This is a genomic window from Acetivibrio straminisolvens JCM 21531 (assembly GCF_000521465.1).
GTDB lineage: Bacteria > Bacillota > Clostridia > Acetivibrionales > Acetivibrionaceae > Hungateiclostridium > Hungateiclostridium straminisolvens.
Genome location: NZ_BAVR01000021.1, coordinates 38,161 through 54,085, shown reverse-complemented (window position 1 = coordinate 54,085; position 15,925 = coordinate 38,161). Strand labels below are relative to the sequence as shown.

Annotated in this window: 17 protein-coding genes and 2 pseudogenes; 3 read left to right on the top strand and 16 right to left on the bottom strand. The window is 37.8% G+C overall.

Translation table 11 applies throughout. The annotated features are described in order from the left end of the window. Positions 1-116: 116 nt before the first annotated feature. Positions 117-380: a YkuS family protein gene (locus JCM21531_RS07420; protein WP_038288766.1), complete on the top strand. Its 264-nt coding sequence runs from the start codon at positions 117-119 to the stop codon at positions 378-380. A gap of 57 nt (positions 381-437) precedes the next feature. Here JCM21531_RS07420 and JCM21531_RS07415 read toward each other — a convergent pair whose 3' ends face one another. From JCM21531_RS07415 to JCM21531_RS07370, 14 genes and pseudogenes are all read right to left on the bottom strand, one after another. Next, positions 438-833 (bottom strand): methylglyoxal synthase, encoded by a 396-nt coding sequence (locus JCM21531_RS07415; RefSeq protein WP_038288763.1) that lies wholly within the window; start codon positions 831-833, stop codon positions 438-440. A gap of 18 nt (positions 834-851) precedes the next feature. Next, positions 852-1,136: a cell division topological specificity factor MinE gene (gene minE, locus JCM21531_RS07410; protein WP_038288760.1), complete on the bottom strand. Its 285-nt coding sequence runs from the start codon at positions 1,134-1,136 to the stop codon at positions 852-854. A gap of 13 nt (positions 1,137-1,149) precedes the next feature. Then, positions 1,150-1,950, bottom strand: a complete 801-nt coding sequence (gene minD / locus JCM21531_RS07405; RefSeq protein ID WP_038288757.1) for a septum site-determining protein MinD — start codon at positions 1,948-1,950, stop codon at positions 1,150-1,152. A gap of 247 nt (positions 1,951-2,197) precedes the next feature. Further along, a pseudogene (gene minC, locus JCM21531_RS07400) lies at positions 2,198-2,877 on the bottom strand (septum site-determining protein MinC). 66 nt (positions 2,878-2,943) lie between these two features. Continuing rightward, entirely contained in the window at positions 2,944-3,150 is a 207-nt protein-coding gene (locus tag JCM21531_RS23630; RefSeq protein WP_279379003.1) for a penicillin-binding transpeptidase domain-containing protein, read from the bottom strand. 37 nt (positions 3,151-3,187) lie between these two features. Beyond that, positions 3,188-3,937 (bottom strand): penicillin-binding transpeptidase domain-containing protein, encoded by a 750-nt coding sequence (locus JCM21531_RS21270; protein WP_279379002.1) that lies wholly within the window; start codon positions 3,935-3,937, stop codon positions 3,188-3,190. Continuing rightward, positions 3,898-4,347, bottom strand: coding sequence for a hypothetical protein (locus JCM21531_RS24390; protein ID WP_369347594.1), 450 nt, complete (start codon positions 4,345-4,347; stop codon positions 3,898-3,900). Before JCM21531_RS24390 ends, JCM21531_RS21270 begins: the two co-directional genes overlap by 40 nt. Then, a complete protein-coding gene (locus tag JCM21531_RS24385; RefSeq protein ID WP_369347593.1) occupies positions 4,332-5,012 on the bottom strand; it encodes a hypothetical protein in 681 nt (226 codons plus the stop codon). Before JCM21531_RS24385 ends, JCM21531_RS24390 begins: the two co-directional genes overlap by 16 nt. Before the next feature lie 157 nt (positions 5,013-5,169). Next, positions 5,170-5,328, bottom strand: a complete 159-nt coding sequence (locus JCM21531_RS21260; protein ID WP_243467380.1) for a hypothetical protein — start codon at positions 5,326-5,328, stop codon at positions 5,170-5,172. Positions 5,329-5,350: 22 nt separating this feature from the next. Then, the gene (gene mreD / locus JCM21531_RS21255) at positions 5,351-5,686 is read right to left on the bottom strand and encodes a rod shape-determining protein MreD (RefSeq protein WP_243467379.1); all 336 of its coding nucleotides are present in this window, start codon (positions 5,684-5,686) and stop codon (positions 5,351-5,353) included. After that, entirely contained in the window at positions 5,683-6,537 is an 855-nt protein-coding gene (gene mreC, locus JCM21531_RS07385; protein WP_038288754.1) for a rod shape-determining protein MreC, read from the bottom strand. Before mreC ends, mreD begins: the two co-directional genes overlap by 4 nt. Positions 6,538-6,553: 16 nt before the next feature. Beyond that, the gene (locus tag JCM21531_RS07380; protein WP_038288752.1) at positions 6,554-7,576 is read right to left on the bottom strand and encodes a rod shape-determining protein; all 1,023 of its coding nucleotides are present in this window, start codon (positions 7,574-7,576) and stop codon (positions 6,554-6,556) included. Between the two features lie 71 nt (positions 7,577-7,647). After that, on the bottom strand, positions 7,648-8,241 hold the full coding sequence (locus JCM21531_RS07375) for a Maf family protein (RefSeq protein WP_038288750.1): 594 nt from the start codon (positions 8,239-8,241) through the stop codon (positions 7,648-7,650). Positions 8,242-8,497: 256 nt separating this feature from the next. Next, positions 8,498-9,388, bottom strand: coding sequence for a hypothetical protein (locus JCM21531_RS07370; RefSeq protein WP_038288748.1), 891 nt, complete (start codon positions 9,386-9,388; stop codon positions 8,498-8,500). A gap of 346 nt (positions 9,389-9,734) precedes the next feature. Between JCM21531_RS07370 and JCM21531_RS07365 the strand changes: the two genes are divergently transcribed. Further along, a complete protein-coding gene (locus tag JCM21531_RS07365) occupies positions 9,735-10,364 on the top strand; it encodes an adaptor protein MecA (protein ID WP_038288744.1) in 630 nt (209 codons plus the stop codon). Positions 10,365-10,561: 197 nt separating this feature from the next. Beyond that, positions 10,562-11,107 (top strand): DUF6648 family protein, encoded by a 546-nt coding sequence (locus JCM21531_RS07360; RefSeq protein WP_038288741.1) that lies wholly within the window; start codon positions 10,562-10,564, stop codon positions 11,105-11,107. Between the two features lie 97 nt (positions 11,108-11,204). Here JCM21531_RS07360 and JCM21531_RS07355 read toward each other — a convergent pair whose 3' ends face one another. Then, on the bottom strand, positions 11,205-12,800 hold the full coding sequence (locus tag JCM21531_RS07355; RefSeq protein WP_243467378.1) for an MASE3 domain-containing protein: 1,596 nt from the start codon (positions 12,798-12,800) through the stop codon (positions 11,205-11,207). A gap of 231 nt (positions 12,801-13,031) precedes the next feature. Next, positions 13,032-15,478, bottom strand: a pseudogene (gene lon, locus JCM21531_RS07350) (endopeptidase La). Between the last annotated feature and the right edge of the window lie 447 nt (positions 15,479-15,925).

Here is a 15,925-nt window from a genome sequence, read left to right as displayed (position 1 = left end):
GAATTTATTTCCGATTATAATTAATAATTTCGAAAGAGATAATATTAAATGATGCTGCTTTCCAGCATTATTGGAAACTAAAACAAGCTATTTTTCAAATACTGGGAGGTGGAATTGTGAAACCAAGAATTGCAGTAGAAGAAAATCTTACACCTATAGAAGAATTTCTTTCCGAAAAAGGATATGAAGTTGAAAACATCGACCTAACAGACGCAGAAGAAATATCGAATCTTATAGATGAGTTCGACGCTTTTGTGGTAACCGGCTTGGATTCAAACATGCTTGGCATAGACAATATTGAAACAGATGCAATTATTATAGATGCTGCCGGAATGACACCGGAGCAGGTGTATGATGAACTGGAAGCAAGACTTGAATAAAAGTCAAACTTCACAAGGACCCGGCTTTTTATGCCGGAGTCCTTTTTTTATGCAGCTTTACTTTTTAATGAGTTCTCTCCAGTCAAGATCTCCTCTTTCAAGACCTTTTATAAGAATTTCAGCAGTACCCAAGTTTGTTGCAAAAGGTATGTTATTAATATCGCACTCTCTTAACAATGAATGTATATCCGGTTCATCGGATTTTGCACTAATGGGATCCCGGAAGAAAATAACCAGATCCAATTCATTGTAGGCCGCTCTGGCACTAATCTGCTGTTCACCCATAAGTCCAGGTAAAAACTTATGGACATTCAGTCCGGTAGCTTCAACTATAATTGCTCCTGTTGTACCCGTTGCAAAAAGAGTATGATTTTTCAATATACTCCTGTATGCAATGCAAAATGAAGCCATCAATTCTTTTTTATTGTCGTGAGCAATTAACGCAATATTCATACGAATCCATCCAATATTTTATTTGCCGCTGTTTTTGACACTTCTTATCGGAATGTTCGCAACCAGCGCAGGTACAACCGAATCTCCATCTTCGCTCTTTGTCCGTGTCATCTGAATATCCAGTGAATCCTCGTCTACATCCATGTAATTCGAAATGACTTTAATGATTTCTCCTTTAACCATCTCTAAAAACTGGGGAGAAACATTAGCTCTGTCGTGAATCAGTACCAGCTTAAGCCTTTCCTTGGCAAGATCCTTTGAATTTTTAGACCGGCTAAACAATTTTGATAAATCTAGCAACATAGGTCTCATCCTCTCAATTTACTTTTAACCCAAACAACTTTTTGATCTTAAGCATAAATCCGTCTTCCGGACCTAAATTAAGCAAGGGAACATCCTCGCCCATTATTCTTCTTGTAATTGCCCTGTAAGCCTCTCCAGCCATAGATTTATTATCTGTAACTGCCGGTTCTCCTTTGTTTGTGGAAACAATAATCTTTTCATCATCGGGTACAACTCCGATAAGGTCTATGGCAAGAATATCTATTATATCATCTATCGACATCATATCGCCGCGCTTTACCATATCATGTCTTACTCTGTTTATAAGAAGCTTTGGATTTTTAAGTTCATTTGCTTCCAAAAGTCCAATTATTCTGTCCGCATCCCTAACGGCAGAAACTTCGGGAGTTGTGACAACTATTGCCCTGTCAGCTCCGGCTATTGCATTTTTAAATCCTTGCTCTATACCGGCAGGACAGTCCACCAGAATATAATCAAAGTCATTTCTCAATTCATCGCATAATTTTATCATACCCTCGGGATTTACTGCAGACTTGTCCCTTGTCTGAGCAGCCGGAAGAAGATAGAGTCCTTCAAAACGCTTGTCCTTTATTAAAGCCTGCTTAATTCTGCAGGTACCTTCAATAACATCCACAAGGTCGTAAACTATTCTGTTCTCCAGGCCCATAACTACGTCCAAATTTCTAAGTCCTATATCTGTATCAATCAAAACCACTTTTTTTCCCTGAAGTGCCAATCCGGTTCCGATATTTGCAGTAGTTGTGGTTTTTCCTACTCCACCTTTGCCGGAAGTTATTACAATGACCTCACTCATATATATTCCTCCTACGCGTAATCAATTTAGAACGTTAATAATTTAAGAACCTAGTTCCTCCTTGTATGTATTTATAATCAGAAACCGTTTTCATACTAATCGTCAAATGACCAACAATGATCTGTAATGATAAAATCCTTTTCGAATAAAAACCTCTTAGACTCTTAATTAAACTATATATTTCTTTTTTTAATTTGTCAATTCTTCATTTTTACAGATATAATATATTATGCTTTGTATTAAAGCTTTATCTTGCCGGCAAATACCTCTCAATATATACTATATCATCCTTGATATATGCCAATTCGGGAAAAAATTGCCCAACCGTTTCCTTCTCATCGGGAGGACGAGTGATTACATCAGCTATTCTAAGCTGGGTAGCTGCAAATTCAGGGCAACAACCAGTGCTTCCTTATTTCCGTTTGCGCCTGCATGAACTATGCCCCGAAGCGAACCCATAACTACAACATGTCCGGTTGCACAAACCTCTCCTCCGGGGTTTACATCTCCGATTATCACAAGATTTCCGTCAAAGCTTACCAACTGTCCCGAACGCACAGTTCCTCTATGAAATTTTGTAATTCCTTCCTCAAGTCCTTTGAAATAATAGTTGCTCATTCTTATTTTGGTGTGGGGTCTAGGCTGCTGTTCGGGTTGAACTTTTACAGGCTCTTCCGTGTCCTCTTCAAGGCTCTTAATCTTTGCTCCGCTTTTATCCCTCAATAATTCAAAAAGCTTTCTTTCCTCTTCTTTCGATAATTTTTTCCCTCTATATTTCACAGAAAGAGTCGCTCCTTTAAAAAATCTTCCCGATGAGGCTATTTTCTCCTCAATTTGCTTGAGTATCGAATTATAATCTTCCTCTTCCTTCATTATAATAGTAAGACAGTTTAATGACCCCTTGAAAATAACACTACCCTCATTCATTTAAGTACCCTCCAATATGTGTCATTTTATCTCTTTTACTAAGCTTCCCTACGGCCTATATACAAACTAGCGCGTAAAACTTGCCTTGTCAATGACAATCTTGTCTTTAGGCAAACTGTCACTGTTCATACCAAAATATTCCCTTAAAATATCTTTAGCCACAGGTGCAACCTCCGAACCCCAGACACCATGTTCTATCACAACTGCCACAGCAATCTGCGGATTGTCGGCCGGAGCATACGCAATGAAAACACCGTTTGACGATTGCCCCAGATGCTCAAGCCCTGTCTCCGGAGTACCTGTTTTCCCGCTACTGTAAAAGGAAAGTCGGAAAAAGTTGATTTACCGTTCCATCTTCTGCGTTTGCAACAGCCAACATACCCTCATGCACAATTTTCATTGTTTCCTCTTTAATAGACAGTTTCTCGTATTCAGGTTCTCCTTTTAGTACTGTTGAACCGTCATATTTGCGTATTTCCTTTACTACATGAGGTTTGTATCTTTTGCCTCCGTTTGCCAAGGTACTAACGTAATTTGCCAATTGAATCGGAGTAAATGCATTGTCAAACTGTCCTATCGCACTTTGAGCCGTATCTGCAGGTCTCCAGTCATCGTTCCTAAGCTCCTTTTTTGTCTGCTTGTTTGCTCTAATTCCTTTCTGCTCCCCGGGCAGCTCAATACCCGTATACTCGCCAAGTCCAAAGTTTTTTGCCCATGCATCTATATTGTCAATACCCACTTTTACTCCAAGCTCATGAAAATAGATATTGCAAGAAGTAGCCAAAGCCCTTATAACGTCGATTTTTCCATGACCGTACGTAGGATACTCCATGCACTTAAACGTCCATCCTCCTATTACATGAGTTCCCCTATCGGTAATATAACTGTTTTGAGGGGTTATCACCCCCGTTTCAAGTCCTGCAATACTACTTAACGGTTTGTACGTAGACCCGGGAGTATATCTTCCCTGTATCGCTCTATTAAACAAAGGCTTATTCTTTTCGTCGCTGAAAAGATTGCTTATCGTCTTCTGTGCCTCCTTATCCTGCGGTCCTGCCAAAAATACAGATGGTCATAAGTCGGATAGCTTGCCATAGCCAATACTTCTCCGCTGTTTACATCAATGGCAACAGCCGCTCCTGCAAAAGCATCACCGAAGTTCTTCTTATAATCAGCCTTGGATTTTATTCTTTCGATATTGCTTTCCAAGGATTTCATTGCTGCTTTCTGAAGTCTCATATCAATAGTAAGAACTACATCGTTGCCGGGTATTGCCGGTTCGCTGCTAAGCTCTGCCGTAAGCCTCCCATTGGTGTCAACCTCAACCCTCTTCCTACCGTTTATGCCCCTAAGCTGACTTTCCTGAGTCTTCTCAATTCCCTCTTTGCCAATCATATCATTCATGCCGTAACCGTTTTCTTTATATTTCTTATACTCATCTTCGCTAATAATGCCTATATATCCCAGCACATGAGCACTGAGCCGGCATCGAGATACTTTCTCTGAGGAATTATGTCAATAAGAACTCCCGGAAACTCATGACTCCTTTCCTCTATTTGGGCAACGGTTTCAACTTTAACATCCTTTGCAACAAGCAGAGGATTTGTGGCTGTATACCCCTTTATAAGCATATCGTATTTTATAGTCATTATCTTATATGCTTCCTCATCGGTATATTTTTCATCAACGGAAAATTTCTTTCTCAGATATCTAAAAACATCCTCAGGAGTTTCCAAAAGCTTCATATCATCCGGTTTAACAACCATGTCCTTTTTCCATCTTTGAAGAGCATCCTGAGACTGGTTTCTCGGACCAAAAGCTATAGGATTGAACGTAAGGTAATAGCTTAAATTCTTTTCATAGGAATCGCCGTTTTTTTCAAATATACTTATGAGTTTAAGTATCATTTCGCTTTTTTCATTTTCCGTCATGCTGGTTTTTGCAATTTTTACAGCATACCCCATCCTGTTAACGGCAATAGGTATCCCGTTCCTATCGACAATTTTCCCTCTGGGAGCAATAATATCCCTCTCTGCCAAAAGCTTGGTCTGGGATTTTTCATCATAGTATTCTCCATTAATAATCTGAAGGTTTGCCAACTGAACTACGATTACGGCAAAATGAGAGTAAAGCAAATTACCATAATTCTATATCTTTCACCTATTCTATCTTCCGGCTTCTTCTCACCCATACTTGCACCCTCCGTTCAATTATCCGACGTCCGGGGACCCCCCATGCACTTCTTTTACTCATTATTCCCCAACACTTTAACAGCAATTTACGTTCAAAGCACTAATAACGTCTCGAAAGCCTATCCAATTCTTCAGACCAGCGGTTTATCTTCAAAACTATCAGAAAAATGGCGATTGATACTATACTATTGTAAACCGCCTCAGGCAAAATTACATATTTAAACGGAAAAACCAGCTCTAAAGAGCCCTTAAAAAACATACTGAAAAAATAGACAGCAAATTCATATACTATCGAAGAAAAAAAAAGTTGTAATAATTGCCACCAAAACATTTTCTTTATACAATCTTTTATTTATGAAAGAAACTCCAAGTCCCAGATATAGACCCAACAGGGCATAAAAACCTATAACCCTTCCGGAAAGCATATCCTGAGTCAATCCACATATAAAGCCAATTACAGCACCTTCAACATTATTGCCCAAAAGTGCTGCAGAAACAATCAATATCAGTAGCAAATTTGGCTTGACGTTAAATACACTTATGCTTCCTAAAACAGTTGACTGAATTAATGCTATAATAAATATAAGAACAGCATATGATACTATTTTAACCCTCATCGGTTGCCTTCGCCTACTTTTTTTAATTTATCCTTGTTTTCAAGTACAAACACTTCTTCAAGCCTTTTAAAATCAACGGCAGGCTCAATAATCGCATATCTGCTGAGATCACTGGATTTACGTCTGACTTCCTTGACTTTGCCTATAATAATCCCCTTTGGATATATGCCTCCCAATCCCGAAGTCTCTATCGTATCTCCAACCGCTATATCCATGTCGGGAAAAATATTGTCAAGCCTGCACAGTCCTTGATTTTTAAGCTGCAAATCGCCTTTAACAAAGACCAAATCCCTTGTCTTGGACACTCTGGCACTTACCGTACTGTCTTCATCTATAATCGTAATTACCTTTGAGGAAACAAGATCGGCGCTTATTATTCTTCCCACAAGTCCGTCCTTTGTTATTACCGCCGAATCGACAGTAATACCGTCAGTTATTCCCCTATCTATGGTAAAAATATTGAACCAGTTTCCCATATCCTTTGCAATAATATTTGCACCAAGGAACTCCACATCGCTGAATTGATCTTTTATATTCAATGCCTCTTTGAGCTCTTTGTTCTTTTCCCTATAATCGGAAAGCTCCTTTACTTCTTTCTCCAATTCGTTGATCCGAGCCTTCAGTGCCTCATTTTCTTGATTTAAGGCCTCTATATCCTCCAAATACTTGGCAGCCCCCTCAATCCTGTCCCCGATATAGTTTATAAACTCCTGAAAGGGATTTAGCACAACAGTAAGAACATTGCTGACAGAATTGACTTTGCTGTTTTTTCTAACAGACAAACCAATTATAATCAAAATTGCTACCGTTACTGTCAGCAATATAAACAACTTGTTTTTAACAAGACGCAATGAAATTATCTCCCTTCTATCTAGGTTTTCTAGGAGAAATTAACACCTTTCTTAATGTTTCTATGTCTTCCAACACCTTTCCGGAACCCATAGCCACACAGTCCAAAGGATTTTCGGCTATGGTTACGGGCATACCCGTCTCCTCCCGGATAAGTCTGTCCAATCCGCTCAATAAAGCTCCTCCGCCGGTGAGCATTATTCCCCGGTCCATTATGTCCGCTGCAAGCTCCGGAGGAGTCTTTTCCAAAGTATATTTAATTGCCTCTACTATGGAGTTTATCGGCTCCTTTATGGCTTCCATAACCTCCGATGATGTAATAATAATATTTTTAGGAAGTCCTGTAATAAGGTCTCTTCCTCTTATCTCCATAGAATCTTCTTTTGCCCTGTGGTAGGCAGCACCTATACTCACCTTGATTTCCTCAGCAGTCCTCTCTCCTATCATTAAATTATATTCTTTTTTAATGTAGTGTACAATAGCATCATCCAGTTCGTCTCCGGCAATTCTTAAGGACTTGCTGGTAACAATCCCTCCAAGGGAAATAACCGCAACCTCGCTAGTACCTCCTCCGATATCGACAACCATACTCCCCGAAGGCTCTTCTACAGGGAGATTGGCACCTATAGCTGCTGCCATAGGTTCTTCAATAAGGTAAGCCTCCTTTGCCCCAGCCTGAAGGGTAGCCTCTTCAACTGCTCTCTTTTCAACTTCAGTAACACCCGAAGGAACACAGATGACAACCCTGGGCTTTCCAAATACCCCTTTTGACATAGCCTTTTTAATAAAATACTTCAGCATGCTTTGGGTAACTTCAAAATCTGCAATAACTCCATCCTTCATAGGTCTTATTGCCACTATGTTTCCCGGCGTTCTTCCTATCATATCTTTTGCGGCATCGCCTACCGCAAGTATTTCACCATTCTTTGTATTTATTGCCACCACGGACGGTTCTCTTACTATAATTCCTTTGCCTTTCACATGAACCAATGTATTTGCTGTTCCTAAGTCAATTCCTATATCTCTTGTAAAAAAGCCCATTACTTTTCTCCTCCCAAACAATTCCAATTTATCTTTTGTAGTACATTAATACCGTTATAGACTAAATTTGTCTAAAGCACAGAAACTCCAAAACCTTTTAGCAAATCGGCAAGTCTTGCCAACGGTAATCCCACCACATTGAAATAACAGCCTTCAATTCGTTCTACAAGCATAGCTCCCTTTTCCTGAATACCATACGCTCCGGCCTTATCCATGGGTTCTTTTGAATCAACATATGCCAAAACCGTATCGTCCGATAGTTCCTTCATCTTTACCCTAGTAACCTCAACACTTCTAATGCTTCTAAAGTCATTTGTGTCAATTATCGCTATGCCTGTCATTACTTCATGCCAGCTGCCGCTAAGATGCTTCAACATTTTTATGGCATCATCCCTGTCTTTAGGTTTTCCCAATATTTTGTCTTTAACAACCACAGTATCTGCACCAATAACCAGGTATCTTTTTTTTCCGTTGTCTCTACCTGCTACTTTTTTGGCAACATCAAGAGCCTTGTTATACGCAAGATGCTGTACCAGTTCATCAGCTCTAAGATTTTCTTTATTGCTTTCATCTATATCCGACAGAACAACCTCAAACTCAAGGCCTATCTGTCTTAAAAGCTCCGACCTCCTAGGTGATGCAGATGCCAGAACAATTCCTATCATATCCACCTCATACAAACAAACCTTTTTTAAGATTATAAAGTGAAATCAAATTTGATATTAAAAAGAACATCCCAATTTGACTGCAATATAAACTAAAGCATATACTATATTATAATCATACATACTGTCCTATTTCAACAAAATATGAATTTTTTTGATTAATTTCTTGTTACAAATTCATTTACCTTATATACTTTTTTATATATTTATTTTCGCTAATTATACTATACTGACCACAGGATTTAAATAGTAATTTTTACTGCTCCTTGATTTCCGTCATATTCTCTTTTTCGTTCCTGATTTTGGGAGCAACACTATTTAAACTTTCTATTATCCTGCTCATATCCCCGATACTTAATTCACTTATATCCGCCGGTTTTATCCCGGTTTCGTCGAAAATCCTTGCCAATACCCCGGGGTCATCAGGATTCATACCCATATTCTTTATTCTCTGTTTAAAATAATTAATCTGCCTTGGTGTTGCTTTCTTTTTCAGGTTGTTAGCCAATCTTGCCTGTTTTTTCTCCTGTCCCTTGTATATATCGTTCTGGACAGAAGTAAACTCCTCATCAAGAAGCCTTGCCTCTTCAGGAGCCAGCCAATCATTTTCTCCCATGAGTTTCCTTATTATCCTGTCACACGCTCCGGTTATAGTCTTTTCCAACCCGAATTCTTTATCATTTATGATATCTCTTGCAATTTCAAATTTTTCCCAATCGGTAAGGGAAATTCCGGATTTTCTTTTTACAATAGTCTTTTTGCCGTGCTTTGCTTCTTCATCTTTTACCATATTCTTTTCTTCTATTATTTGAGCCACATATTTTTGGTATCTGTTGTAATAATCAATTTGCTTTCCATCAACTATAATTTGTCCGCTGGTCATATCCCTGCCCCGGATTTTTACAATGAATGTCGGAAGCTCCACTTCTCCAAGGCCGGGAAACTCTGCCCGATTTTCCTTTAAAATGTTAATCGAAACATCTTCAATCGATATTCCCTTTTCCTTAGCTTTTTTAAACAAACCTTCCGCTTTCAGCCGTAATTCTCCACCAATAGCCCTGTAAAAGTCTTTTTCTTGGTTATATACAATTTCCGGCAGGGTGGCAGTAATCTCCTTTGCTTGCGTTTTATCTATAACATTTCCCATATATTTTCATCTCCTCGATTATAGTTCGTAATTTTGGCTCTTTAATCACTTTTGGCACAGGATATAATTCAAGGATAAAGTAAAACTATATTTATTATTTGAATAAATACCGTTTGAAAAACAGCTTATTTTTTCATTCACAAGAAGTATTTCTTCGCTTTGCATTTTTTATCTACAGATAAATACAGTATTTTTTTATAATGCCATTTTAAGTTAATATTATTTATATAGATTTCTAATTAAAGTTTTTATATGTTGTTAATTTTTTATACTTCTCTTTTTCATTTATTAGAAGTATAATATATATAAGGGTATATAATTTTACAAAGAATTAATGGTGATACTTATGAAAATTGAGAGAATAAACGAAAATAAAATCAAAGTAACCATCTCGATTGACGACTTGGTTGAAAGAAACATTGATTTGGATACACTAAATTATAATACTCCGGCAGCACAGGAATTATTCTGGGATATGATGGAACAAGCAGAAATGCAATTCGGTTTCGATGCTTCCGATTCTCAGATATGTGTTGAGGCTATTCCGGATTCTGACGAAGGTTTTGTTATTATAATTACAAAACTGGATGAAGATGGTGAATTTGAGTCCATTCAGAAATATATAAAAAATAAATTCAAGAGATCCGATCTTCGGGTTAAAAGGAAGAATTACAGGGTTTCATCTTCCATTGTTATATATTTCTTTAATAATTTTGATGATTTATGCCTTTTATGCCAAAAATTGAGGCAAATTTACTCCGGTGAAAGCACTCTGTACAAGCTTAAAGGGGTTTATTATCTCCTTCTTACCAAAAATTCATGGACTGTAGAGAATTTAAAGTCATTTGAGCTTATTATGAATGAGTTCGGAAAGAAGGTAAACAACAGCAACTTTTACGAAGGCTACCTAAATGAGCATGCAGAAAAAATAATAGAATATAATGCAGTAGAAACAATATACGATTACTTTTGTTAGATAATCTCCAGATGCTGTAATTTCGGGAGATTATCTATAATATTTTTGAGTCTGTCTCCTTTGTCCAGCCAGGTTCATTAGAGCATATCTTATCACCAGGTTAAAAACAGCGGTTCTTTACTTTTTGGCTTTTATATTTAAATATATAGACAACGCAATAAATTTATCACATTATAATATAGACAGGTTGGATAAAAATGCCATCAAAGAAGATTGTACCGAATAAATTTGAGCAATTTCTAAAAAACAGGGAAAGCCTTATCGAGCAGTATGCTAAAGGGGACCTGACAAAAGAGGAATTTATCGAAGCGAACTACAGATGCATTAATTCTCTGGATATAAAGCCCTTTCAAAAAATTGATAATGTGAAAAAGGCAATATACAATTATCAGTATTACAATGTTCTTGCAAAATACTATCAAAAAAAGGCCCATGACTTGAATCGCAACAATGAGGCCAGAAATGATTTTCTCGAACAGTCCAACTATTTCTATTCAAAAAAGGATGATGTTACATCAAAGCTTCTTAAACTTTTGGACTTTAGAGGAATAGAAGCATACTTTGTAAAAGTAAAGTCTAAAAACCTCAAAAGAAAGCTGTTTGAGATTGTTCTTTTGGACTACGACAACGTCATTCTTCATTCTAAAAGCGAAGCTATTTTAAACATGCTTATAAAGGAAAAGGTATTCATCAACGAAGTAAGAAATTCCTTGGTGGACAGCTATATAAATCAAAAATATTAGCATAACATTCCTTGTCACTCTACTACCTCCATCAAGAGGAATGTTATGTCGTCCTTAATCTCTTTACCGCCGGTGAACCCGAAAATGTTGTTTGAAATCAAGCTTGACAGCTCCGATGCCGGTTTATTGTGATTTTCCTGCAAAATTTTTTCAATCTCATATCTCCAAAAAAGCTATTGTCCGTATTCTGGGCTTCAATAAGTCCATCGGTATAAAACAAAATTTTGTCATTTTTATTGAGCTTTAACATGTGATTCTGATATTCTCCATTATAAAACTCAATAAATTTGCATATCGGAAAGCCCTTTATTTCTATTTCGGATATTTCTCCTGAGGATTTGATAAAAATTGGCAAGACGTTAAGACCGGCTGAGGAATAAGTCAGAATGTGCGTGTTTTTGTTGTATACCGCATATAGCATGACAATATATACATGTTCATCGAAATTTGTAGTGTTGAAGGAGCGGTATATATTTTCCAGAACTTCCGACGGACTGATTATGTTAAGTTCATTTATTTCCATCTCAATCAGCGTCTTTATTGTCTGATTCAAAAATATTGTCAGCATTGCTGCAGGCACACCATGCCCAGATACATCCCCAATATAAAACCCTATATTGTCATTGTCAATCTTAAAGACATTACAAAAATCACCGCTTACCGTTTCAGAGGAATAGTTTTTCACCTCAAACCGCACCTTTTCCCAATCCTGATTGCGCAGCGTGAAAACAGACTTCTGTATATCCCGGGCGTATTTCAAATCCTCCATAAGTTTCTGGTTTAAATTCTCCAGCTCCTTGGTCCTTTCCCGGACTATCATATCAAGGTTATCGGCATGCTCTCTAAGCTTCTGTTTGGCCTTCGAAAGCTTTCTATAAGGCTCCTGTATGTCGTTAATAAAGATAGCTCTGAAAATAATGAAGAATGCTATGAATTTGAATATATGGCCCAAATAATTGTATATGTCATAAACATTAAAATATAGGACAAACGCAGCTTCGCTGAAAATAGCTATCTCAAGAGAAATACACAGAAGAAGCACCATTTTGTTTTTTGATGCTTTGTACTCACGCACAAACATTAAAATAGACAAGGCAAACAATATGATAATCAGATATTCAAGCCGAATCTTATGGGGAGTAAGCCCCATTCCCTCAATATACATTGGAGGAAGCAATCCGGGATGATAAGTAGTCAAATAAAGTATCAGAATGCTTATAAACAAAGGAATACCAACGAATATTATTCGGTTGAATCGAATCTTGACATTAACCGGTATGTGGCTTGCAACAAAAAAACCGAGAGCCGTAAATATTCTTGCAATAATCCAGAGCGTCGTGGCCCTGTTTGAAGAGATGTTTTCAATCAAAAACGCAGGCATACCCTTATAGCTCAATGTATGAAAAGCATCCAGCATGCCCACTCCAAGAAAAACGCTGCCTAAGAAAACTGAGCGCAGATTCCCGGTCTGTTCATAGGTATAATAAGAGACTACAAAAACAGTAAAGGAAATCAATACACTTGTAAATTCAAGCACATTATGCCATACCAAAAAACTGTCAACGCTCATTACAGCACTGAATTGTTCTTTCAATAGATATGCAATTCCAAATACTAAATTGGCAAAAACAGCTATTATTACAAGCAGTGCATATTCCTTATACTTTAAAAAGATGTCTATTACATTTCTCATCGCTTGCCCTCATTATTGTTAACAGCCTGTTTCAATTTTTTACTACATTTCTAATTCTATCATTAGATATTTGAATCTGCAATTGTTTAACTTAAATAAAATCCATATGAAAAGTCTGCTTTAAATCTAATCCTTCAATAAAAAACCATAAAAAACAGCCGTCTTATGTTAATAAAACAGCTGCTTGATATTTTTGCATATTGATTTACCTATATATTTACAATATTAAATTTACTGTTCAATTGTTGCCGTTCCGTGATCCAATTCTTCCATCTGAGGAGGAACTTCCGGTACAGCAGTCTTTTCTTCACCGGAGAAACTCTTCTGCCTGCTCTTGGCCTTGTTTTTTGCCAGTGCAGTATTAAGCACCGTTTCCATATCTTCTGCAATAACAAATTTTATTGCCTTTCTTACATTTTCAGGTATCTCGTCGAGATCCTTTTTGTTCTCTGCAGGAATTATAATTGTGTCTATTCCTGCTCTATGGGCAGCAAGCACCTTTTCCTTAACGCCTCCAATAGGAAGAACTCTTCCCCTTAAGGTTATCTCACCGGTCATAGCCACATTTTTTCTTACCGGCTTTCCGGTTAATGCAGATACCATCGCAGTAGCAAGGGTTATGCCGGCTGAAGGACCATCCTTCGGAATAGCTCCCTCCGGTACATGTATGTGAATATCATACTTACTGTAAAACTCCTTGTCTATTCCGTAAAACTCTGCTTTTGAACGTATATAGCTCATTGCAGCCCTGGCAGATTCCTTCATGACGTCACCCAACTGTCCTGTAAGCTCGAGGCTGCCTTTGCCTTCCATAAGAGTCACTTCAATGGACAAGGTATCTCCACCTACAGGTGTCCATGCAAGACCAGTAGCAATACCCACTTCATCCTTTTCATTTGCCATATCATATCTGTATCTTTTCGTTCCCAGATACTTTTCAACAGTACCTGCAGTAATTTTAACCGTCTTTTGATTGGAAGAAACCAGCTTTCTGGCCACTTTCCTGCATACACTGGCTATTTGCCTTTCAAGGCTCTTACTCCGGATTCTCTGGTATAGCAGTTTATTATTTCCCTTACAGCCGATTCATCTATTTTAAGATTGCTTTTCTTAAAGCCATGGGCCTCAATCTGTTTTGGGAAAAGATACTTCATTGCTATCTGGACTTTTTCCTCTTCAGTGTAGCTGGACAAAGATATTACTTCCATTCTGTCCAAAAGCGGCCTTGGTATTGTATCAAGGTTGTTTGCCGTAGTGATAAACAATACATCGGACAAGTCAAAAGGAAGCTCCAGATAGTGGTCTCTGAAAGCATAATTCTGCTCACTGTCCAAAACTTCAAGCATTGCCGATGCAGGGTCGCCTCTAAAGTCACTGCTCATTTTGTCAATTTCATCCAGTAGAATAAGAGGATTCTTTGAGCCGGCTTGCTTCAATGCAGAAACAATCCTTCCGGGCATTGCGCCCACATAAGTTCTGCGGTGGCCTCTTATTTCGGCCTCATCCCGAACTCCTCCCAAAGACATTCTTACATAGTTTCTGTTTAGGGCACGGGCAATCGACTTTGCAATTGAGGTTTTACCAACCCCCGGAGGTCCGGCCAGACAGAGAATCGGACCTTTGAGATCCTTTTTCAGCTTTCTTATGGCAAGATACTCAATTATTCTTTCTTTTACCTTTTCCAAGCCGTAGTGGTCTTCGTCAAGAATCTCCTGCGCCCGGTCCAAATCTATGATTTCTTCTGTTTTCTTATTCCACGGCAAATCAAATATCCAGTCAAGGTATGTTCTTATAACCGAGCCTTCCGCAGACCCTGAAGGCATTTTAAGAAGACGATCCAGTTCCTTTAATACCTTTTTCTCAACTTCCTCGCCAAAATTGCCTTCCGCAAGCTTTCTTTTATATTCCTCAACTTCGCCGGTTATACCGTCCTTATCTCCCAATTCGTTCTGTATGGCTTTTAACTGCTCTCTTAAATAGTATTCCTTTTGAGTCTTGTCAATCTGCTTTCTGACCTTTATATTAATCTCTCTTTCAATCTGCATTATGTCAATTTCTCTAATGAGAGTTTCCAGAAGCTTTCTAAGCCTTATTGCGGTTTGAAACTCGTTTAATATCTCCTGTTTCTGCTCTACCTTGAGCATCAAGTTGGAAGTTATGATATCCGCCAACTGGTCAGCGTCTTCAATGCTCATGATGGACAAAACGGTTTCAGGCGAAACCTTGTTATTGAGTTTTGAATACTCCTCAAAGGTAGACAATACTCTTCTTTTCAGGGCTTCTATTTCTGTCTTGCTGCTTTCCTCTTCTTCAAGATATATTTTTTCTTCAACCTCAGCCATGAAAAAAGGCTCTATCTGTGTAAACTCGCATATTTCCGCCCTGCTTATTCCTTCTACCAATACTCTTATTGTGTCACCGGGAAGCTTTAAAAGCTGTTTTACTTTTGATATCGTGCCAATTGTATAAATATCCTCCGGATTCGGCGAATCATTTTTGGCATCCTTTTGAGTGACCAAAAAAATCAACTGGTTATTTATCATCGCTTCTTCTAAAGCTTTAATTGACTTTACTCTGCCAACATCAAAATGCAAAATCATGTAGGGAAACACTGTTAACCCTCTAAGGGGCAATAACGGTAACACCTGTTTTTTTATAACCTTCTTTTCTTCGGACATTTGACCATCCCCTTACTATTATTTGAGGTTTTTTAGTGAAACCTTAAATCTGTTACCAAACCTCATTTGAACTCACAAGTAGGCGAAAATGTTTGGCATTTTAAGTTACACTAAATAGGATACTTAATTTGTGCTTTTTCTCTCAATACACAACAAGCACTGCAAAAATTCCGGATACATAAGTTATTGAATCTTGATCTGCTTCTTATATTCTTATACCCATTTATTATATATCTTTAACAGCGTATAAAAACAGTTGGGAAGTAAAGGCAACGGACATATGCATTATATAGTTGTGAATCTTCATTATTATAACCTTTACTCATTTTTATTTCAATTATTTTTATCTGGAATTAAAGGGAACAGCTTCATTATTATTTGACCGGCAAAACAGATTTCAGATTTATAGTTCTATATTTTAATTATACTACTCTTTGCCCTGTACAA